We start from the raw sequence: 20,343 nt of genomic DNA on the forward strand, positions 1-20,343 counted from the left end.
AGGCAAATGGAGGATTTCATATGTTGGAAAGTTTATTGTTTTTCTTCGCCGTCGGAGTTGCCTGTGAGCTTGCAGCAATTAATCGAAATGGTCGTAAAAAGATAAAACAACAAGCTGAGCTGATACAGCTTTTAAAAGAATTGAAAGAAAGAAAAAATTAAAAAGACGACCGGGCATAGACGGTCGTCTTTTTCTATATAAAGGGGAAAGGGGACACAAAGTTATACAAGCGTAGCAGCGTAAATGAAAGCAGTAAGAAGAAGAGAGCCGCTAGCTAATCCTAAAAAATCTAATTTGTTAAAAGTAATGTTATTCATAATACATTCTCCTTACTTGTTTAATGCAGAAGCAACAGCTTTTGCATCGAAAAGAGCCGATAATACCATGACCATTGTATTTAAGAAATTGTTCGTTTTCATTTTGTTCATCATATTGATCCACTCCTTTTCGAATAATTGTTGCCCTGTTTCTGACTTAATTGTATGAAATATAGTAAGAAGTAACTATCGAATTAGCTTACAAGAAAATTACACTTTTGTAAGAATTGAAATTTAACAATTCATCCTTAATTTTATTACCAACTCCTAAAACTTAGTGTTATAATTATTGTAAGAATATGATTATACTTCGGATGTTTAGAAAGGAACGAAATAAATGTATAAACCAATTACATTTTTGTTGAAATATATATTTAAAACAGCTGGGAAAGTAGAAGTACAAGGAAGAGAAAAGCTACCAGAAGGTGGACCGTATGTTGTTGCATGTACACATACAAGTTTTATGGATGTATTAATGTTAGCTACAGGGATGTATCCAACTCAAATTCATTACATGGCCAAAAAAGAATTATTTGAAGGGAAATTCAAAAATTGGTTCTTTAAAAATGTAAATGCATTCCCTGTAGATCGTGCGAATCCAGGACCAAGTACACTTAAAATTCCATCACGTTTATTAAAAGAAGGAAAGGTAGTAGGGATTTTTCCGAGTGGAACAAGATCAGCGGAAGATGTTTCATTAAAAGCGGGTGCTGTGACAATTGCGATGCGTTCTAATGTTCCGTTAGTACCAGCAGCTTATGTTGGTCCATCAAGTGTAAAAGAATTAATAAAGGGGAAAAAGGCACAATTGATTTTTGGAGATCCAATTCAAATTGAGGCTGGAGAACAAATAGATCGAAAAACCGCTATGAAAATGATGACAGATCAATTAAATGAGAAGTTTGAGGAGTTAAAAGAAGCTTTGCAATCAAATCAAAAATAAGAAAAGACGACCGGGCATAGACGGTCGTCTTTTCTATTACTATTTATAATAAAGGGGAAAGGGGACACAAAGTTATACAAGCGTAGCGGCGTAAATAAAAGCAGTAAGAAGAAGCGAGCCACTAGCTAGTCCTAAAAAATCTAATTTGTTAAAAGTGATGTTATTCATAATATATTCTCCTTACTTGTTTAATGTAGAAGCAACAGCTTTTGCGTCGATAAGAGCGGAAAATACCATGCCCATTGCATTTTAGAAATTGTTCGTTTTCATTTTGTTCAGCATATTAATCCGCTCCTTTTCGAATAGTTGTTACCCTGTTTCTGACTCAATTGTATGAAATGTTGCGGAAAGTAACTATCGAATTAGCTTACAGAAAAATTACACTTTTGTAAGAGAAACGAATGAAGGTGTAATGATAAGAAGATTTGACATATGTTCATGAGATTCATTAAGTTAAAGGTAGAGGTGAGTGTATGGCTAATATTAAAGATATTGCAAAGATGGCGGGAGTTTCAGTTACGACTGTTTCGAGAGTGTTGAATGATCACCCATATGTAAGTGAAGAAAAAAGGAAAGCGGTTATAGAGATAGTTGAGAAATTGAATTACTCGCAAAACGCAAATGCTGTTCATTTATCAAAAGGAAAAACGAATATTGTTGGTGTGATTTTACCGTATATTAATCATCCGTGTTTTGATGCGATGGTGAGCGGAATGATGGAGACTGCGTTAGCGCATAATTACAGGGTGCTACTTTGCCAAACGAATTATAATAAAAAAGAAGAAATGAAAAGTTTACATATGTTAAAAACAAAACAATTGGATGGTCTTATTATTTGTTCACGTGCAAATGATTGGGAAACGATAGAACCATATGCTTCTTACGGCGCAATAATTGCTTGTGAAGACAATGATATTTCAAACATCTCAAGTGTATATACGAATCATTCAGCGGCCTTTCAATTAGGAATGGATTATTTGATTGAGAAAGGTTATAAAAAAATTGGTTATTGCACGGGAAGGAAATTAGGGCCAAGTAGCCAAAAACGTTTTGATGTTTATAAACAGCAATTGCAATCTATAGACGAAGAGGTTAATGAAGAATGGATTTTTACAGAATGTTTTACACTAGAAGATGGTGTAAAAGTGGCTCATAAGTTAAAAGAGATGCAGGATCTTCCTGAAGCATTAATAGTAGCAGGTGATGAAGTTGCGATTGGGGTTATGACAGAAGTTGAAAAATTAGGGATTCAAGTTCCTGAGGATTTAGCGATTATTGGCTTTGATAATCAACCTATCTCGCAAGTGTTACAATTGACAACTATTGATCAAAATTTAAAGGAGATAGGGAAAACTGCTTTTGAAATGTTGCATAGAAAAGTGAATGACGAGAGTTCTGAACAAGAAAAGCTGGAAATTCCATACGAACTTGTGGAACGCTCTACAGTTTAATCGTAATCCGTTATGTGTATAATCGCATAACGGATTATTTTTTTGAAATATCTTTGACAGGAAACGCGTTTCATACTTTATAAAGGAGTTAAACCGGTCTGTAATAATCCATGGATTCTTTTCAAGTGTTAATGCAGTGAATAGAATTTGGAGGAATATGCATGAATGAACTTTTATCGAGTATGAAAAAGTATGTAGATGATGATGAAAAGATTCTGGCTTTTGTGGTAGGGATATTTGAGAAGGATAATTTTATATTATCGTATCAACATGGGGTTTTTGTTGCCACTACTAGACGTCTCCTTTTTTACGGGAAATTTCCGTACTATTCTTCAACATTTAAAGAGTATTCATATTTGCATATAGATAGCATAGATTTTCATCCGTATTTTGAATTTACTTGTAGTCATGAAACCATTCGCGCTAAGTATATTCAGAAAGGGAATGTGGAGCGATTTGTCCGTGCAGTTAGAGCAAATATGAATAATTAATCAACCCTCTGTTTAAACATAATATTTCAATTTTTAAGAGGGAAAATGCGGAATAAAAACCACTTCTAAACCTCTAGGAGATAGTGATACAATGTCAAATGGGGGGAGGGTATGAACTATGGTTAATCAACGTATAAAGGAAATAACACTAATTACAATTGGTTCATTATTATTCGCAATTGGTATTAATTACTTTGCAATTCCAAACCGTTTATCGGAAGGTGGAATTATTGGTTTAACGGTTGTTACGTACTACTTATTTGATTGGTCACCAGGAATTGTGAACTTTGCTATAAATGCAATTTTACTAGCTGTTGGTTATAAATTTTTTGATAAGAAAACAATGATTTATACAATTTTAGGGATTGTAGAAACATCTTTGTTCTTATACGTTACAGAACATATTGAGTATCATGTAAATAGTGATACATTATTAGCAGCTTTATTTGCTGGTTTATTTGTGGGTATTGGATTAGGCTGTATGTTCAAAGCCGGAGGTACATCGGGAGGATCAGCAATTTTAGCTCAGTTAGCAAATCAATATTTAGGTTGGAGTGTAGGGAAAGGCGTACTAATTATTGATATTGTTGTAATTGCTGGTTCTGTATTTATAATAGGGCAAGAAAAGGCGATGTATACACTTGTGGCTGTGTTCATTGGAGCGAAGGTGATTGATTTCATTGTAGAAGGAATGGACACAAAAACGGCTGTTACGATTATTTCGAATCAACCAGATTTAATTCGTGAAGCTATTACGAAAAATATGACACGCGGTGTTACTGTATTAGAAGGGCGCGGCGGATATACTGGTAAAAATAAAGAAGTTTTATATGTTGTTATTAATAAACAAGAGCTTGTTAAGTTAAAACAAGTTATTAGCCGGGTAGATGAAGATGCTTTCGTTGTTATACATGATGTACGTGATGTACTTGGCGGTGGCTTTAAAGCAAGCTAAAAGGTGAACGAGTAAATTCGTTCACCTTTTTTAATTCTTACAAAAATGTAAGTGTAATGTAATGAGATTCAATAGTAGATTTTATTCCCCCTTTTTAAAATGGATGTATATATATCCTGCAGAGGAGGAATGTTTATTATGAAGAAAAAATTGATCACTACTATAATAGCGATGATAGTGATAGTAGTAATGTTACTGCCTACGAAACTTGGACCGGTTATCGATAAATATAATCCACTGTATAAGACGAAAGAATACTATACGGTTGTGAATACAATTGGTCAGCATATCGGTGATGAGTGGTATGAATATGAATTTATTGCATTCGATGAACGTGGTAGAGAGCAGAAAATAAAGAAAACGGTTAAGCATATGTTAAAGAGAGATGAAGCATTAAAGGTTTTTGTAAAAGGGCGTTACGGTGAGTCCATTGAAGAGATTGAGGTTGCAAATATTCCTATAAATGCGAAGAGTAAACTTTTAACGGTGAGATAGCGAAATATACCCCCAGCTATTTTTTGTCGAAAATAAAAATACTGGGTAAGGGTATTTTTAAGGTTAACAAAAAAGCCTTAGTCCATATAGACTAAGGCTTTTTTGTTATATAAAGGGGAAGGGGGTACATTGTAGTAGCATGGGTGAAAGCTATAAGAAGAGTAGCTACTAGCAATGTAATTTGGTTATGTGATTGTTCTTCTTATTTGGCTTACTTTCTAACTTTATTGTACGAAATATAAGTAAGGAGAACTATCGAATTACATTACACATAACTTACAAACATGTAAGCCTTCTGTAATGTAATTCGATAGTTAAAAGATAGTAATTTTCATATAGTGTAACTAGAAAGTCTCAATGTATTACTTTCTGTTTGTAATGAAGAATGAAAAACCAACTAATTTTTAATAATCCTCATCTGAATAAAGATGGGGATCTTTTTTAAACCTTACAACATTGTAAGGTTTACGTAAGTTAATTCGATAGTAAATTTGTCATATTTTTTGCATAATAGATACAGATAGAAAAATAATTAGGGATCTAGTAAGAAGGGAGAAAAATGGGATGCGTAAAGAAGAAGTAGTGAAGTTACCAATTAAAGATTTCTGTAGCTACTTTACTGTTGCCGTAGTGTGTATTGGATTATTTGATATCATAACAAACTTAATTGTTAAATAATATAGATGCTAAAACAAGAAAGGAAGTCCTTTCTTGTTTTTTTTATGGGGGCATAAAGATGAAATGGATTGATAGTCATATACATGTTGATCAATATAAGGATGAAGAGAAGAGCAGATTACTAAAAGAGGTGGAAAATAGTAAGGAAATAAAGGGGCTTATTGCGGTATCTATGAATTATCAATCTTGTAAGGAAACGTTATCTTTAGCGAAGAAGTATCCCTTTATATATCCAGCGATAGGGTTTCATCCAGAGCAACAGATTCATAAAGAAGAGTGTGAACAGATTTATCAACTTATTGAACAGAACGCAGAGGAAATTGTTGCGATTGGTGAAGTAGGTTTGCCCTATTATTTGAGAAAAGAAGATGAAAGAATTGCTGCAGATCCATACATAGCTGTATTGAAAAAAATTTATAGAACTAGCTAGTAAGTATAATTTGCCGATTGTATTACACGCAGTTTATGAAGCTGCTGACATTGTATGTGATTTGCTAGAGAAATATAAAGTTTCACGTGCACACTTCCATTGGTTTAAAGGAAGCGATGAAACAATGAAACGGATGATGAGAAATGGTTATTATATTTCGATTACACCGGATGTTTTACATAAGGAGAAGATTAGAAAAATCGTTTCGTATTATCCGCTTGAATATATGATGGTAGAAACAGATGGTCCGTGGGAATTTCAAGAGGATGTTATAACGCACCCAAGAATGATTCGAGAGGTATTAAAGGAAATTAGTTCTATAAAAAACATATCCATTGATAAGGTCGCAAAAACAATATATGAAAATACAAGTCAATTTTATTTGAAAGGATAGGAGAATTATAGTTTTAATCATGTAACGGAAAAAGTAAAAGTTGAATGTATTTAGTAAAATGCCAAGGTTTGATATATGACAAAAAACCACCAAGCGTTCCGCTCGGTGGTTTTGTATTAGGATTCTAATTTTTTCGCACGTTTTAATAATAAAAGAAAGACAATGATAACGAATCCTAGTATAAGGAAGAAGCCATATTGCTTTATATAATCAATTATGTCATTTGCACTTGTTGGTTTTTTAACGTGAATGCCGTCTTTATTCGTAGTAATATGAATATCTTTCATTTTTACTTCATTCTTTTCCTTTTGTAAATCAATCCATTCTATATTTGGAATACTCTCTAGATCCTTTAACACTTCTTTTAATGGTTTCACACCTAAGTAAGGATGATAGAATGCTCCAATAATCCCATCGGATAATTTAGAAACAGATAGAGCACGTTCTTTCATTTTAGCAATAGTTTGTGGCTTATCTTCTTCAATAAATCCGACTGTTTCAGGCAATAGTTTCATTCCATGTAAAAATGAAGGAGTACTTGTATAATATGGTGAGTGCATGGATTTCCAAGTTGTATCATTTAACTGTAGTTGTCCTACATAAGTTGAAAAGTATCTTGATAATATTTCATATCCTTTTTGAGACATCGTGTAATGAGGTGCTTCAAAGGCAACAGGATATAGTTTAGCAGCTACAAGTTCTTGAATTCCTTTTTCGATATGATCTTTCGTATATTTTTCCTCAAACTCTTCCCCTTTTTTTACATATTGGTTATATGCCTCTATATTTGGAAAGTCATCTTTTGTCTTCGGTTTTTCATGCTTCGGTTGGCGAATTGGTTGATCTGTTTTTACATCCCAAAATTCAAAGCCCTCACCTGTTTCGCTGTCATAAAATTGGTGAGTATAACCATGCATAATAATTGCTGCACCATCATCTTGCATAGATCGTAAAAGATCCACTAGTTCGGGTTTATCTTTTAGATGTAGTGTTTTACCTGTATCTGGATCTGCATATACAGGAATAACAGTGATCATGTAAGGAATCTTCTTCTCTTTTAGTAATTCAGCAATTTCTTTCAATTGATTTATATCTGCTGCTGGGTGAACATCCTCAAGACGTAAATAAGCTTCAACTTTATTCGTCGTTGGTTTTTGGCCGAAATAAGAAAATAACATTTCACCGACGTAATGAGACATCCAGTCAAAGAGATTAGGTGTTGCAACATAATAAGATGTTTCATGCTGAACGATTAGTGGATTAGTGTTATTTGAGCTTAAAGCGTTAGCAATCACAGTTCCATTCGTATCAAATGATTGAATTAATCGTTCCTCTTCTAAGGTATTTTTTAGCTTCTTGTCTGGATATTCAATTTTGTTAACTCGTATATCGTCACTCTTCAATGTAATGAAAGAAAAACGGTTAGATAATTGTTCAACATTTTGTCCTAATACTAATACAGGGCCGGAGAAGTTTTCTAGAAATTGTTTCGTTTCATTAGAAAACGCTTCTTTTGTTTCACCGATATAAACAATATGTGTATAGGAGGATACGTTATTAATTGAAGTTGCTTCTTTTAAGTTTTTTACGGTTATATCATTTGTAAAATGTCCTAATTGAGTATTAAGGATTTGGACATTATTTGAAACTTTATCGTCTTGTGTACTATACAAAACAAGTACTTTTGGTTTTGATGATGTTTGTGCAGAGGTGTAGGTAGGGATGAGTAGTAAAATGCTGAACAAGAGTGTTAGGCATTTTTTCATTTTGTATGCTCCTATTCTATATATAGAGTTCAGTTTACAATTATATACAATAAATACGTTATAGTCTATGAAAGTTACATTTTTGCACGTATTTACCAGCTGTTTTTTCACAAAATCGGTCTAAAGCATGATGATAATATGTATAGTTATTTGCTATGATAAAAGAGTAATAGAATGTAGGTAATTGTAAAGGGAAGGCTGAAAGGGGACAAATTTCAGCGGAGAAAGAGGTAGAGGTAGTGAAGAAATTCTTTGTAGGATTTTTAGTTGTTCTTGGAGTATATTTATATTTCCAAGGAAAGTCTGAAGGAATGGATAAGCTAGTGAATGGAACAAGTTATGTTGATTCAGAAGAAGCAAAACAGGTGAAACAAATCATTATAGAGGAAGCGAAGAAAGTAAATCTTCCAGAATGGATACCTCTTGCAATTGCTGAGCATGAAAGTCGATTAAATCCAAGGAGTGTTGGAGATAATGGAACTTCATTCGGATTGTTTCAACTACACCGCGGCGGCGGGCTTGCACCAGAACATTTAACTGATGATGAGCTAAAAGATCCACGTACAAATGCACAAATTGCAATGCCGCATTTGATGAAAGGATATAAGCGCGGGGTGCAAAAAGGTTTGACTGATTTTGCATTACTGAAATATATAGCGAATACATCTGGATGGCCAGGGAATTTAGGGCCGGAGTGGACGGATAATAACATGAAGTATAACATCGGATTAGAAGATGTGTACTATCGAAATAAAGGTGTAATAAAAGAGTAGGTTTTGATACCTACTCTATTTTTTTTGATAATCGTGTCATTTTGTGAAATACTCCGCTAGTTGTATTTTTACGTCTTCTAGTTTTGTAGAAACTTGAGGTATTTTATATCCTACATACAGCGGTGAAACGACAAACCTAGGAACAACTTTACAAATAATTTTTCCATTTAAGTAATAGAAGAATAAGTTATAACTACTGCATCCTTTATGAAAATCTGTCAGTATGTAACGTACAGTTTGCTGAATGTAATTTGCCATTTCATCTATATATGAAATATTATCAATGATTATATTGAATTCAGTGAAGCCAATAATGGGACGCTCTGAAATATTAAGCTCAATGCGTTCATTTTTTTGAACAATTACTCCTTGGAAATTTTCCTCTTTAATATTTTCAAGATAATCTACATATTTCATTCCGATAATTTGCATGTGTGCATGATGCAAACTTCCACCTGAAAATGGACCGTGATTTTTATATAAAATCACAGATGCGAACTCCTTGTTCTTCTGTAAGTGTAACCAATGTTGAATAGAAAATTGCATTAATTTCCGCATATGTTCTTCTGTATATGTTGCGATATGATCTTCGCAATTATCGGTTTCGATTAACACTGTTTGAAATGTATCTTGTAATGTAGGAAATTTATTTTTCAACCAAATAATAGAACCATCAGTTGCTAAAATATCCGTTAAATGTTCTTTATCGCAAAATGGACATGCAGCGCTTCTATTCCGAATACTTTCTGGTTTTTGTTTACCGATATCGTTTAAAAAATATAGTTGTTGTGTATCCATTTGTATATATGCCCCTTTAAAATATGTGTAAAAATCCCGCTTAATACATTCGGGAAAAGGAGAAGGAAATCCTCTAAAGGAAATATGGAAAAAATAAAAGACAAGATATCCTCATTACGATAGGGTACCTTGTCTTTTATTTTTTCTCTAATAGTGTGTATGGATAATATAGAACATTTTCATTATTTTTCTTTTTTCTATTTTTTATTGTGTATAAAGTAATTGCTGTGCTTGCAATGATAATAATGGCTTTCTTCATATTCATATACCCCTTTTTATTGTTGGTTTAATTCTTGGCTAACTGCTTTTGCATCGACTAAAGCGTGTAAAATCATTTTCACCATGTTCATCATATTTCTTCACTCCTTTTTATAGTTCATTTAGTTCTTTTACAACTGCTTGTCCGTTCACTAATACCTCAAAGATTGCTTTTACGATTTCTTTCATCATGTTTGTTTCCTTCTTTTGTTTGTCTCTCTTGTTTACATCTTTATTGTATAGGGAGGCATCTTTTCGTACTATCGCTTTCCATTACGTGAACATAACAGTTTTGTAAGATTTGATGTCACTTATTGAAATGTTTAGTCTATCTTCATTATTTTCAGAAAAATGACTATTCAAACATGAAATTGGAAAGTATAATAAAGAAGTAAGTATTAAATTCCGTACGAAAGGGGTGAATGAGATGAAACGTTCTTTAGCTGCACGTGCCAAATTTTTAGATTTTATCTATTTTTGTCGTGCGATTTTTCATGATGTAGTTGTTAACGGGATACGTATGCCCTTTTTTAACAATTGCATAGTGACTATTGAACGATAGAAATCTCTTCACCCATTTTTAATAAACGTGTGAAAAGGGAGCTATTTGGCTTCCTTTTTCTATGCCGAAAAACCATGGGGAATGTTTCTTTCTCATGGTTTTTTATATTGAAAGGAGTACGGAAAATGACTATTTGTAGTGTAAATAATGTAACGAAATCTTTTGGTGGAAACAACATATTTGAAAATATATCGCTTGAAATAAAGAATGGTGAACGTGTTGGATTAGTTGGTCGTAACGGTAGTGGGAAGACAACAATCTTTGGGCTTCTAACTGGAATGGAGAGTTTGGATGCAGGAGCCATTCATATGAAGAAAGGTACACGTATTGGTCATGTCGCACAAATTCCGAAGTTTGATGAGGTTATGACTGTATATGATGTATTGAGTTCTGCTTTTAAAGTAGAAAAGGAATTAGAAAAAGAAATGCATGCTTTAGAAAAAAATATGGCGGTGGAACAGGAACAATCTGCTTTGGAAAAGCTAATGGAGAGGTACGGAGTCATTCAAGAAAAATTTGCATTTCTCGGTGGTTATGAAATCGAGGCAAATATAATGAAGGTAGCAAATGGCTTACAAGTGACAGACTTATTTTCAAGAGTATTTACGGAATTAAGTGGAGGAGAACAGACGAAAGTAAGCCTTGCATATATGCTATTGCAGAAACCAGATTTACTTCTATTAGATGAACCAACAAATCATTTAGATTTATTTGCAGTTGAATGGTTAGAGCAATTTTTAAAAGAATACACTGGAACAGTTATGGTTATTTCACATGATCGCTATTTCCTTGATGAAGTTGTAACGAAAATTTTTGATTTGGAAGATGGAGAGATTCACGTGTACCATACGAATTATTCTCAGTTCGTTGAGGAGAAGGAAGAAAGATTACTTCAAGAGTTTCAAGCTTATCAGGAGCAACAAAAGAAAATAAAGAAAATGAAAGAAGCAATTAAGCGTCTACGTGAATGGGCAAATCAAGCGAACCCTCCGAATGAAGGATTGCATAAAAGAGCGAGAAATATGGAACGTGCGTTAGAACGTATAGAGAAATTAAAGAGGCCAATTTTAGAACGAAAACAGATGGGTCTTCAGTTTGAAGGGCAAGAGAGAAGCGGGAAAGATGTTGTTGTAATGAAAGAAGTGAGTAAAGGTTTTGCTGGACGACCTTTATTTGAACAAGCGAATTTACATGTTCGTTTTCAAGAGCGTGCGGCTATCGTTGGTCGTAATGGTACAGGAAAGACTACATTATTAAAACTACTATTAGAAGAAATAAATCCAGACGTTGGTGAAATTCGAATTGGTAGTAGTGTCAAAATTGGTTATTTATCACAGCATACGTATGGAAATGTGAAGAGTAATGTATTAGAAGCGTTTAGAGAGTATGTAGCTGTAACCGAAGGAGAAGCAAGGCATATATTGGCTAAGTTTTTATTTTATGGTCCAGCAGTATTTAAGAAAGTAACGCAACTGAGCGGTGGAGAAAAAATGAGGTTAAGACTTGCGCAACTTATGTATCAAGACATCAATTTTCTAATTTTAGATGAGCCGACAAACCATCTTGATATTGAATCAAGGGAAGTTTTAGAGGAAGCCCTTGAGCAATATAATGGAACAATCCTAGCTGTTTCACATGATCGTTATTTTTTAAATAAGTTATTTGAAAAGACGTACTGGATTGATGAATGTAAATTATTTGAGTTTGCAGGAAACTATGCATGGGCTCGTCAAAAATGGGAAGAAAAGCTTGAGAAGCAAGTAATAAAGCAAAAACGCCAAGGGAGAAAGAGTGTTGAAATGGTTCCAGTAAAAGAGAAAAAAGCTAGGAATCTTGAAGAGATTGAAAATGAGTTAATGCATGTAGAAGAAGATATATATGCAATAGAATGTGAAATGGAACATGTAGCTAATGTTGAAAGACTTGAAAAATTATATGAGGAAAAAACGATGAAAGAGTTGTTACGAGCGAAGTTATATAGTGAGTTAGAGAATATTGTGGAGTAAAGAGTAGAAAGCCACTTCCTTTCAGTTTTGCTGGAGGAAGTGGCTTTTTCATAATGATATTTTGCTTTAAAGATTAAATGAAGCGATGTGTTTCACGTGAAACAGTAACTTAGATAAATCCGTGTTCCTCAATTTGCATAGCTTGTGAAGCGTATGAAATGATAAGGTGAAAAATAAATGTCATTAGTGGCTTTTCAATAGGAGTAATCACAAAAACAAAGGCTAATTATTTCCCGAGAGATAAAGTGAAACTTTAATCAGTGGGGGGGGTTACTGCCCGGCAAATAGCGGGATAAATATGTGTAACAGGGACTAGTGATTGAAAACGAAAAGAGAGCAAAGTTACAGCTTCACGCGCTGAACTCTGCTCTCTTTCTGCGTGGCATCTTCTCTTGTTGAAATTATAATAGCGATCCCGAGCATGATAAAAAAAGCTAAAAAGAGGACGAACTTTGGGAAGAACGGGAATAGTAATAGCGCCCCGACTATCATAATTGTTAATAATACGTAGTGCAGGACGTATTGGAATAGGTTGTCCATATTTTCGCCCCCTTTTTGGTAATTGGTTATTAGTATTCTATGTTTCATGCTGAAGAAATAGAAGTAGATTTTTAAGTTTTTAATACGAATTATAGCTGAGTTTTCTTAAAGTATAAGGATAGAGTGATAATTTTGGAAAAATTCTCAAAATATTTATTTAGAAAGAATTGACAAAATATACTGAACGATATAAGCTAATAACCATAAAGTCTACCGGAAAGGTCGGAATAAGATTGTTACCCCTCAAAAACATCTATTTTTTTCTGATTAAAACCGACTTTTCCGATTGGCTATAAATGTGCTGTGGGAGGCATACATAAGCTAATAAGTTCAAAGGGTATAACTATTAAACAGTTAGGGTGGGGACAATGAAGAAAAAGACAAAAAAATGGGCTGGTGTATTTTCAGTATTACTTAGTAGTTCGCTTGTGTTATCTGCTTGTGGGGGACAGGAGGATACGGCTTCTACAGAACCAGTAAAAAAGCAGGATTTAAAAGATTCTAAGATTGAATCAATTCCAGCTACAGATAAAAAGAAAAGTCCAGAGAAAGCAAATCAACGAAAAGATACTTTCATTACAGCCATTTCTAAGCCAGGGGGAGTTTTCCTTCCGTATTTCCAAGATAATGGTTGGGATGGAAATGTAACGTCGGTTATTTTTGCTTCATTAGTAACAACAGACAAACAAAGTAAACCTGTTCCGGATCTTGCAGAAAAATGGGATATTTCTGCTGACCAGTTAACATATACATTCCATTTACGTAAAAATTTAAAATTTAGTGATGGGTCGCCTCTAACAGCGGATGATGTAGCATTTACATTAACACTACTTCATGATAAAGCGTATGAAGGTGGATTGGATATTGCTCAGTATGCTGTTAAAGGTGGGAAAGAATATAAAGAAGGAAAAGCAACTTCTATTGAAGGAATCCAAGTTGTTGATCCACAGACAATTAAAATTACAACTGAAAAAGTTAATTCACAGGCGCTAACGAATTTAGGTGGCCCAGTGCTATCAAAAGCTTATTATGGAAAAGATTATAAACAAAATACAAGTTTAGACTATTTAAAAGCATTATATGGGCAACCAATTGCAGCGGGTCCATATAAATTTGAAAAATATGTTCCAGGTCAAGAAGTCCGCTTTGTTGCTAACGAAAATTATTATGCAGGTAAACCAAAAATTAAAAACTTTATTTACAAAATCACATCAGGTGATACTGGATTCCAATTATTCCAAACAGGTGAACTGGACTATAGTGGATTTAGAGCGAACCCTGAAAATATAGACCAATTAAAAGGATTGGAGTTTGCAAATATTAATCTTGAATCATCAAGTGATATTGCTTATATCTATGTAAATAATAAGAAGTCGTATTTGAAAGATAAAAAGGTACGCCAAGCACTTACTTATGGATTAGACCGTAAGAAGTATGTGGATACAGCTTTACAAGGCTATGGCTCTGTCGCTAACGTACCAATTGCTCCAGTTTCATGGGCATATACAGAAGAAGGTATTAATAAATATCCGCACGACGTAGAAAAGGCTAAAAAATTATTGGATGAGGCTGGTTGGAAAGTAGGTTCTGACGGGGTTCGTGAAAAAGATGGTCAAAAATTAAAATTAACATACTACGCATCAAATACAGGTAAAACAAATGATATCTTTATTCCAATTGCAAAAGAAAGTTACAAAGAAATTGGTGTTGAATTAAATCCAGAGTTGATGGACTTTAATACGATGCTTTCAAAAGTAGGAAAAGGTGACTATGATTTAGCGGCAGTTTCAACACCAGGAATTAGTGATCCAAGTGAAGTTGTAAGTGAGTACTTATCAACTAATCCAAAAAGTGATACGGGTTATAATAATCCGAAAGTAGATGATTTGATTGTAAAAGGTATAGGAACGACAGATATTGAAAAACGTAAAGCGATTTATAGAGAGCTGTATAAAGAGTTAAGTGATGATCCACCAGTTATTTTATTAAACTATCGTAAACTACTTTATGCTCATAATGCACGTATAAAAGGAATTGATCCAGAAAAGTACGATAGCATCAGTTCCAACTTACCAGTGTTATCTATTGAACAATAAGGGTTGACCTAAATAATAGAAGACGTTTTTTCACACAGCAATGGAATGGTAGCTGTTTTGAAAAAATGTTCTTCTATTTTTAAGTAAATAGGATTGGGGAGACAAAAGGTGAAAACATATATCATTCGTAGGTTTCTACAAATGATTCCTACATTGTTTGGTACGTCTATTATTATCTTTTTCTTATTTGCACTCTTACCGGGTGATTATATCGATTCAAATCCAAAATTAACACCAGAGAGAGCTCAAGAATTAAGAGAGTTGTACGGTTTAAATAAACCGATTATTGAAAGGTATTTTCATTGGCTAGTGAATGCTTTGCATGGTGATTTTGGATTTTCTTTACAGTACCAAGAACCGGTAACTTCATTACTTAATAAATTCATTTGGAATACATTTATTGTTGCTGCTGCAGCTTTATTTTTCACTTGGATTATTGCTCTTATTATTGGGGTTATTTCTGCAACAAAGCAGCATTCTTGGTTTGATAGATTGGTAACAATCGGTGTCTTTGCAGCAATGTCATTTCCATCATTCTTTATCGGACTATTTTTAATTAAATTATTAGCAGTTGATTTAAAGTTATTACCTATTGGTGGCATGATTGATATTGGGAGTAATTCAACAGGGATAGCATACATATTAGAAGTATTACGTCATATGATTCTACCTGTATTTATTTTAACGCTTCTTGGTGTAGGATCGTTAACACGCTATTTTAGAACGGGCATGTTGGATGTTATTAGGCAAGATTATATTCGTACTGCTCGTGCAAAAGGTTTAAAAGAAAGAACCGTTATTTATAAACATGCATTGAAAAATGCAATTTTGCCAGCAATTACATTACTCGCTTTTGAATTACCGGGTTTATTTTCAGGAGCCATTATTATTGAACAGATTTTTAATTGGCCCGGGATTGGGAGTATTCAATTAGAAGCATTAAACTTTCGTGATTATACGGTATTAATGGCCTTTACAATGTTTCTTTCTTGTTTAACAATTATGGCTAATTTCTTAGCTGATATTGTCTATGCGTTTGTTGATCCAAGAATTCGATTGAAGTAAGGGGGGAAAGATATGGAGACTATTACACCTATAATAGAGAAAAAGAAAGAACGGAAAAAGAGAAATGAATCATCACCATGGCGCCAAGCGTATAAAAAAATCAAGAAAAATAAGATGGCACTGTGTGGCTTATACGTTTTAATATTTATGTTTTTATTTAGTTTTATCGGTCCAATCTTTTCACCGTATGCTGATGGGAAAGTACAAGTAACACAAATTAATAAACCACCCAGCCTGTCACATTGGCTTGGGACAGACCAGTTGGGACGGGATATTTTAACTAGACTTATGCAAGCAGGGCGTATTTCATTAACAATCGGTTTAGCGTCGATGCTACTATCCGTTATACTAGGAGCTCTATTAGGAGCAATTGCTGGTTTTTATCGAGGAGTTGTAGATCATTTAATTATGCGTGTTGCAGATGTGTTAATGTCCATTCCAGGATTACCACTACTTATTATAATGGGAGCAATTTTATCAGAATGGAAATTACCATCGGAGTACCGTTTATATGTTGTAATGATTATTTTAAGTTTAGTAGGATGGCCAGGACTTGCACGTCTTGTGAGGGGACAAATTTTAACATTGCGGGAGCAAGCCTTTATGCAAGCGGCAGATGTATTAGGATTAAAAGATTCTCGAAAAATCATTCATCATCTAATTCCTAACGTTTTTCCGTTACTTATTGTTGTAGCAACTCTGGGTGTGGCTGGATCTATTTTAAGTGAGTCCGCATTAAGTTACTTAGGTCTCGGCGTCGTCCCACCTACGCCATCATGGGGGAACATGATTAGCGCAGCTAACTCATTAATTGATTTCCAAAAGCGTCCGTGGTTATGGATTCCGCCTGGTTTTGCAATCTTTATAACAGTTGTATCAATTAATTTACTTGGTGATGCACTTCGTGATGCGTTAGATCCAAAGATGAGACGGTAGGTGAGAAGGTATGAGTAGAGCGGTAGTAGAGCTAAAAGACTTACAAACACACTTTCAAACGGAGGAAGGGACAGTGAAGGCTGTAAACCATGTTAGCTTTGCTGTTCGAGAAGGTGAAACGGTTTGTGTAGTAGGAGAATCAGGTTGCGGGAAGAGTGTAACGGCTTTATCTATTATGGGGCTTATTGCTGAATCTGGCAGTGTAGTAGGTGGAGACATTTTATATGAAGGAAAAAGTCTTTTAGGAATGAAAGAGAAAGAACTTCGTAGTTTACGAGGCAATGATATTGCGATGATTTTCCAAGAACCGATGACATCGCTAAATCCCGTCTTCACTGTAGGTGAGCAAATTGTAGAAACGCTAAGGGAGCATGAATTACTTAGTAAAAATGAAGCGTATAAGAAAGCAATTGAGTTAATTCGTAAAGTTGGCATAGCCCGTGCTAATGAAATTGTTCATTCTTATCCGCATGAATTGAGCGGCGGGATGTTACAACGTATTATGATTGCTGTTGCGCTTAGTTGTAATCCTAAGTTATTAATTGCAGATGAACCAACAACAGCTCTTGATGTTACGATTCAAGCTCAAATATTGGATTTACTAAGACAAGTGAAAGAAGAATTTAAAACGTCGATCTTATTAATTACACATGATTTAGGTGTCGTAGCAGAAATGGCTGATTACGTTGTCGTTATGTATGGCGGGAAAGTTATTGAAGAAGCTCCAGTACTAGAGATATTCCAAAATCCAAAACACCCTTATACGAAAGGATTGTTGAAATCAAAACCAGTAATGGGAAAACGAATAGATAAACTATATTCTATTCCAGGGCAAGTTCCGAATTTAGTTGGTTTAGGTGAGTTTTGCTACTTTAGTGGGCGTTGTGAGCATTGTATGGAAATATGTGAAAAAGAAGCCCCAAATCTAAATGTAAATGATGAAAATCATAAAGTAGCTTGCTGGTTATATGAGGAGCGTGCGGAACAATGAGTGAACCATTATTAGAGGTGAAAAACCTAAAGACATATTTTCCAATTAAAGGTGGCATATTTAGTAGAACGATCGGGCATGTAAAAGCAGTTGATGGAGTAAGTTTTACTATTAATAAAGGTGAAGTGTTTGGTCTCGTTGGCGAATCAGGGAGCGGAAAAACAACGATAGGAAAAACAATTTTACGTCTCGTTCAAAAAACGGAGGGGGAAGTGAAGTTTAAAGGGAAAGATGTTCATTCTTTATCCAAGGATGAATTGAGAAAACATCGCCCTAATATGCAGCTCGTTTTCCAAGATCCATTTAGCTCATTAAATCCGAGAATGAGAATTGGTGAAGCGCTTGGAGAGCCGATGTTGGCCCACGGATTAGCGACGAAAGAAAATGTTCGTGAAAAGGTAATTGAAGTATTGGAGTTATGTGGCTTAGCTCCTTATCATATTGACCGGTATCCCCATGAGTTTTCTGGTGGACAACGTCAGCGTATCGTAATAGCAAGGGCTATGGTATTAAATCCAGAATTCATTGTAGCTGATGAACCTGTGGCGGCACTAGATGTATCTATCCAAGCACAAATTATTAATTTATTTAGTGAGTTACAGGAGAAAAAGGGATTATCTTATTTATTCATTTCACATGATTTGAGTGTAGTAGAACATTTATGTACGAAAATCGGAATTATGTATTTAGGTACAATTGTGGAGACGGCGCCGCGTGATGAGTTATTTACCAATCCGTTACATCCGTATACAAAAGCATTGTTATCAGCTGTTCCAATACCAGATCCAACAGTGAAGCGAGAGCGAATTATACTAGAAGGGGATATTCCAAGTCCAGCAAGTCCACCTTCGGGTTGTCGTTTTCATACACGTTGCCCGTTTGCAACAGATGTTTGTAAAAAAACAATACCAGAATTTCGTAATGTTGGTGATAATCATTTTGTTTCTTGTCATCATGTATAAAAAAAGGACTCTTTCAAATTGAAAGAGTCCTTTTTTTATTTACTAGACGAAGTTTGTTTCAATACAAATTGCTCAATTGCGTGAGCAACACCATGTTCATTGTTTGTTAGTGTTACAACATCACATAGTTTTTTTACATCTTCTTCAGCGTTGCCCATTGCAACAGATAAGCCTGCTACTTCTAGCATTGGTACATCATTAAAATTATCACCAATAGCAACTGTATCTTCAATAGGTATATTAAAATGAGCTGCCATCTGCTGTAGCCCGTTTCCTTTATGTCCATTCTTATCCATAATTTCTAAGTTGGTAGGAGCTGATGCTGTAACCATAATATCAGCGTCTTCTTGTAACACGCTTAATAGCTGTGCGCGATGCGCTGCATTAAATGTTGAAATGAAGAATTTAGATATTTCTAGTTTTTGGTTATTTACAACATCTTCTATTTTTTTGAAATCAGTAATTAGGTTTGATTTTTTTTGCTTTTCTGTAATTCGTTCAAGCTCCTCTAATGTAACATCGAGCGCATGCTTATTTTCTTCGAACGCTTGCATCACTTGATCTTGCCATGTATATGGAGAATAAACGCCTTTATTCGTATATAGCTTATATGGGAAACCTTCAGATTCTAGTAATTTTGCAAGTTTGTACACTTTGTCGTTTTGTATACAACGAGAGTTAATTACTTTTCCATCCACATAAACAATAGCCCCATTGCTTGCTCCGACTGGAAGAGATAATTTATATTCTTCCAATAGCTTTAAAGCATCCTCTTTCGCACGACCAGAACAAATCATTACAATATGACCAGCTTCTTGTGCAGTTTGGATTGCTTGTAGGTTTTCTTTGGAGATTTCAAGATTAGATGATAGTAGTGTACCATCCATATCTAATGCGATTAATTTCAAAATGACCACCTCTTTGTTTTTATTATACATAGTTATATAGAGGAAACATATAAACTTATCTTGGAAAGACGGTATTTTATCTCATATTAAAAGTAAGTAAAGATTAGATAGGTTTAGTGTCACTAAATAAACTGTTTGTAACAAAAATAGAGAGGAGGATGACTATATTTCACTTTATGACTGTAATATTACACAAATGTTACAAACGCGAGCTTAGTGAAAAGTGCATTAAATAAGGGTTTTTGGGGAGTGTTATAAAAAAACGTAAAAAAAGTGTAATAAATTTCACGTTATTATATTGCAACGTAACAATAGTTATGTTACATTAATGTTACAAACGTTACGTTATCAAATTTAATGTAACGTTAACATAAAAACTATGAAATAAACATTTCTTAGAAATTACATATAGATAACTTATAAAAAGGGAGGATAAATGATATGAAAGAGCAAGTATTACAAGTAACAAAAGGTGACTTCGTAGGATCAGCAAGTGGAGCGGTAGTATTAACAGCATTAATCGTATTT

At 34.2% G+C, this 20,343-nt stretch carries 22 protein-coding genes and 1 pseudogene; 16 read left to right on the forward strand and 7 right to left on the reverse strand.

The window, feature by feature from the left end:
- The first annotated feature begins 20 nt into the window (after positions 1-20).
- The gene (locus BUA87_RS26960; protein WP_000894065.1) at positions 21-161 is read left to right on the forward strand and encodes a YrzO family protein; all 141 of its coding nucleotides are present in this window, start codon (positions 21-23) and stop codon (positions 159-161) included.
- Between the two features lie 60 nt (positions 162-221).
- On the opposite strand, the gene BUA87_RS31105 is transcribed toward BUA87_RS26960, so the two are convergent.
- Positions 222-317, reverse strand: a complete 96-nt coding sequence (locus BUA87_RS31105; RefSeq protein WP_001060007.1) for a DUF3948 family protein — start codon at positions 315-317, stop codon at positions 222-224.
- A gap of 337 nt (positions 318-654) precedes the next feature.
- On the opposite strand from BUA87_RS31105, the gene BUA87_RS26970 reads away from it, so the two are divergent.
- A complete protein-coding gene (locus BUA87_RS26970; protein WP_000277778.1) occupies positions 655-1,260 on the forward strand; it encodes a lysophospholipid acyltransferase family protein in 606 nt (201 codons plus the stop codon).
- 72 nt (positions 1,261-1,332) lie between these two features.
- On the opposite strand, the gene BUA87_RS26975 is transcribed toward BUA87_RS26970, so the two are convergent.
- Positions 1,333-1,428 (reverse strand): DUF3948 family protein, encoded by a 96-nt coding sequence (locus tag BUA87_RS26975; RefSeq protein ID WP_001060007.1) that lies wholly within the window; start codon positions 1,426-1,428, stop codon positions 1,333-1,335.
- A gap of 305 nt (positions 1,429-1,733) precedes the next feature.
- Between BUA87_RS26975 and BUA87_RS26980 the strand changes: the two genes are divergently transcribed.
- The 5 genes and pseudogenes from BUA87_RS26980 to BUA87_RS27000 all read left to right on the forward strand — a co-directional run bounded on the left by BUA87_RS26980 (position 1,734) and on the right by BUA87_RS27000 (position 6,154).
- Entirely contained in the window at positions 1,734-2,711 is a 978-nt protein-coding gene (locus BUA87_RS26980) for a LacI family DNA-binding transcriptional regulator (RefSeq protein WP_001273903.1), read from the forward strand.
- Between the two features lie 161 nt (positions 2,712-2,872).
- Entirely contained in the window at positions 2,873-3,202 is a 330-nt protein-coding gene (locus BUA87_RS26985) for a PH domain-containing protein (RefSeq protein ID WP_001004245.1), read from the forward strand.
- 118 nt (positions 3,203-3,320) lie between these two features.
- A complete protein-coding gene (locus BUA87_RS26990; RefSeq protein ID WP_000248045.1) occupies positions 3,321-4,157 on the forward strand; it encodes a YitT family protein in 837 nt (278 codons plus the stop codon).
- Positions 4,158-4,295: 138 nt separating this feature from the next.
- Positions 4,296-4,652 (forward strand): YxeA family protein, encoded by a 357-nt coding sequence (locus tag BUA87_RS26995; RefSeq protein ID WP_072941409.1) that lies wholly within the window; start codon positions 4,296-4,298, stop codon positions 4,650-4,652.
- A gap of 736 nt (positions 4,653-5,388) precedes the next feature.
- Positions 5,389-6,154, forward strand: a pseudogene (locus BUA87_RS27000) (TatD family hydrolase).
- Between the two features lie 116 nt (positions 6,155-6,270).
- Here the strand turns inward: BUA87_RS27000 and BUA87_RS27005 are convergent.
- Positions 6,271-7,920 carry a DUF2334 domain-containing protein gene (locus BUA87_RS27005; protein WP_071713806.1) on the reverse strand — a complete coding sequence of 550 codons (1,650 nt, stop codon included), beginning with the start codon at positions 7,918-7,920 and terminating at the stop codon, positions 6,271-6,273.
- Between the two features lie 239 nt (positions 7,921-8,159).
- Here BUA87_RS27005 and BUA87_RS27010 point away from each other — a divergent pair, with 239 nt between their 5' ends.
- On the forward strand, positions 8,160-8,693 hold the full coding sequence (locus BUA87_RS27010) for a transglycosylase SLT domain-containing protein (RefSeq protein ID WP_000713253.1): 534 nt from the start codon (positions 8,160-8,162) through the stop codon (positions 8,691-8,693).
- A 36-nt stretch (positions 8,694-8,729) separates the two neighbouring features.
- Here BUA87_RS27010 and BUA87_RS27015 read toward each other — a convergent pair whose 3' ends face one another.
- Positions 8,730-9,491 (reverse strand): DUF4931 domain-containing protein, encoded by a 762-nt coding sequence (locus BUA87_RS27015; RefSeq protein ID WP_071713807.1) that lies wholly within the window; start codon positions 9,489-9,491, stop codon positions 8,730-8,732.
- A gap of 136 nt (positions 9,492-9,627) precedes the next feature.
- Complete coding sequence (locus BUA87_RS27020; RefSeq protein WP_001998915.1) at positions 9,628-9,756, reverse strand: hypothetical protein; 129 nt, start codon at positions 9,754-9,756, stop codon at positions 9,628-9,630.
- Positions 9,757-10,176: 420 nt separating this feature from the next.
- On the opposite strand from BUA87_RS27020, the gene BUA87_RS32010 reads away from it, so the two are divergent.
- Positions 10,177-10,311 (forward strand): RAxF-45 family protein, encoded by a 135-nt coding sequence (locus BUA87_RS32010; protein ID WP_000830643.1) that lies wholly within the window; start codon positions 10,177-10,179, stop codon positions 10,309-10,311.
- 74 nt (positions 10,312-10,385) lie between these two features.
- On the forward strand, positions 10,386-12,317 hold the full coding sequence (gene abc-f / locus BUA87_RS27025) for a ribosomal protection-like ABC-F family protein (RefSeq protein ID WP_072941412.1): 1,932 nt from the start codon (positions 10,386-10,388) through the stop codon (positions 12,315-12,317).
- A gap of 342 nt (positions 12,318-12,659) precedes the next feature.
- Here the strand turns inward: abc-f and BUA87_RS27035 are convergent, their stop codons facing one another.
- Entirely contained in the window at positions 12,660-12,857 is a 198-nt protein-coding gene (locus tag BUA87_RS27035; protein ID WP_000369254.1) for a hypothetical protein, read from the reverse strand.
- Between the two features lie 368 nt (positions 12,858-13,225).
- Between BUA87_RS27035 and BUA87_RS27040 the strand changes: the two genes are divergently transcribed.
- The 5 genes from BUA87_RS27040 to BUA87_RS27060 all read left to right on the forward strand — a co-directional run bounded on the left by BUA87_RS27040 (position 13,226) and on the right by BUA87_RS27060 (position 18,907).
- Complete coding sequence (locus tag BUA87_RS27040; protein WP_071713810.1) at positions 13,226-14,953, forward strand: ABC transporter substrate-binding protein; 1,728 nt, start codon at positions 13,226-13,228, stop codon at positions 14,951-14,953.
- A gap of 108 nt (positions 14,954-15,061) precedes the next feature.
- Positions 15,062-16,018: an ABC transporter permease gene (locus BUA87_RS27045; protein ID WP_000860687.1), complete on the forward strand. Its 957-nt coding sequence runs from the start codon at positions 15,062-15,064 to the stop codon at positions 16,016-16,018.
- Positions 16,019-16,030: 12 nt separating this feature from the next.
- Entirely contained in the window at positions 16,031-16,954 is a 924-nt protein-coding gene (opp4C, locus tag BUA87_RS27050; RefSeq protein WP_000447957.1) for an oligopeptide ABC transporter permease, read from the forward strand.
- A 10-nt stretch (positions 16,955-16,964) separates the two neighbouring features.
- A complete protein-coding gene (locus tag BUA87_RS27055; protein ID WP_065229648.1) occupies positions 16,965-17,945 on the forward strand; it encodes an ABC transporter ATP-binding protein in 981 nt (326 codons plus the stop codon).
- On the forward strand, positions 17,942-18,907 hold the full coding sequence (locus tag BUA87_RS27060; protein WP_063546235.1) for an ABC transporter ATP-binding protein: 966 nt from the start codon (positions 17,942-17,944) through the stop codon (positions 18,905-18,907). Before BUA87_RS27055 ends, BUA87_RS27060 begins: the two co-directional genes overlap by 4 nt.
- A 35-nt stretch (positions 18,908-18,942) precedes the next feature.
- On the opposite strand, the gene BUA87_RS27065 is transcribed toward BUA87_RS27060, so the two are convergent.
- Entirely contained in the window at positions 18,943-19,815 is an 873-nt protein-coding gene (locus tag BUA87_RS27065) for a Cof-type HAD-IIB family hydrolase (protein ID WP_072941415.1), read from the reverse strand.
- Positions 19,816-20,247: 432 nt separating this feature from the next.
- On the opposite strand from BUA87_RS27065, the gene BUA87_RS27070 reads away from it, so the two are divergent.
- Positions 20,248-20,343 (forward strand): DUF3948 family protein (locus BUA87_RS27070; protein ID WP_142953290.1); only part of this gene is annotated, 96 nt, incomplete at its 3' end.

It is taken from the genome of Bacillus sp. bc15 (assembly GCF_900142585.1).
In the GTDB taxonomy this organism is placed as follows: domain Bacteria; phylum Bacillota; class Bacilli; order Bacillales; family Bacillaceae_G; genus Bacillus_A; species Bacillus_A cereus.

Bases quoted from the DNA above. Each gene is read 5' to 3' on its own strand.
- BUA87_RS27020 (WP_001998915.1), bottom strand. From the start codon at position 9,756: ATGAATATGAAGAAAGCCATTATTATCATTGCAAGCACAGCAATTACT.
- BUA87_RS27060 (WP_063546235.1), top strand. From the start codon at position 17,942: ATGAGTGAACCATTATTAGAGGTGAAAAACCTAAAGACATATTTTCCA.
- BUA87_RS27015 (WP_071713807.1), bottom strand. From the start codon at position 9,491: ATGGATACACAACAACTATATTTTTTAAACGATATCGGTAAACAAAAA.
- BUA87_RS27005 (WP_071713806.1), bottom strand. From the start codon at position 7,920: ATGAAAAAATGCCTAACACTCTTGTTCAGCATTTTACTACTCATCCCT.
- BUA87_RS26975 (WP_001060007.1), bottom strand. From the start codon at position 1,428: ATGAATAACATCACTTTTAACAAATTAGATTTTTTAGGACTAGCTAGT.
- BUA87_RS26970 (WP_000277778.1), top strand. From the start codon at position 655: ATGTATAAACCAATTACATTTTTGTTGAAATATATATTTAAAACAGCT.
- BUA87_RS26990 (WP_000248045.1), top strand. From the start codon at position 3,321: ATGGTTAATCAACGTATAAAGGAAATAACACTAATTACAATTGGTTCA.
- BUA87_RS31105 (WP_001060007.1), bottom strand. From the start codon at position 317: ATGAATAACATTACTTTTAACAAATTAGATTTTTTAGGATTAGCTAGC.
- abc-f (WP_072941412.1), top strand. From the start codon at position 10,386: ATGGGGAATGTTTCTTTCTCATGGTTTTTTATATTGAAAGGAGTACGG.
- opp4C (WP_000447957.1), top strand. From the start codon at position 16,031: ATGGAGACTATTACACCTATAATAGAGAAAAAGAAAGAACGGAAAAAG.
- BUA87_RS26980 (WP_001273903.1), top strand. From the start codon at position 1,734: ATGGCTAATATTAAAGATATTGCAAAGATGGCGGGAGTTTCAGTTACG.
- BUA87_RS26960 (WP_000894065.1), top strand. From the start codon at position 21: ATGTTGGAAAGTTTATTGTTTTTCTTCGCCGTCGGAGTTGCCTGTGAG.
- BUA87_RS26995 (WP_072941409.1), top strand. From the start codon at position 4,296: ATGAAGAAAAAATTGATCACTACTATAATAGCGATGATAGTGATAGTA.
- BUA87_RS27035 (WP_000369254.1), bottom strand. From the start codon at position 12,857: ATGGACAACCTATTCCAATACGTCCTGCACTACGTATTATTAACAATT.
- BUA87_RS27040 (WP_071713810.1), top strand. From the start codon at position 13,226: ATGAAGAAAAAGACAAAAAAATGGGCTGGTGTATTTTCAGTATTACTT.
- BUA87_RS32010 (WP_000830643.1), top strand. From the start codon at position 10,177: ATGAAACGTTCTTTAGCTGCACGTGCCAAATTTTTAGATTTTATCTAT.
- BUA87_RS26985 (WP_001004245.1), top strand. From the start codon at position 2,873: ATGAATGAACTTTTATCGAGTATGAAAAAGTATGTAGATGATGATGAA.
- BUA87_RS27055 (WP_065229648.1), top strand. From the start codon at position 16,965: ATGAGTAGAGCGGTAGTAGAGCTAAAAGACTTACAAACACACTTTCAA.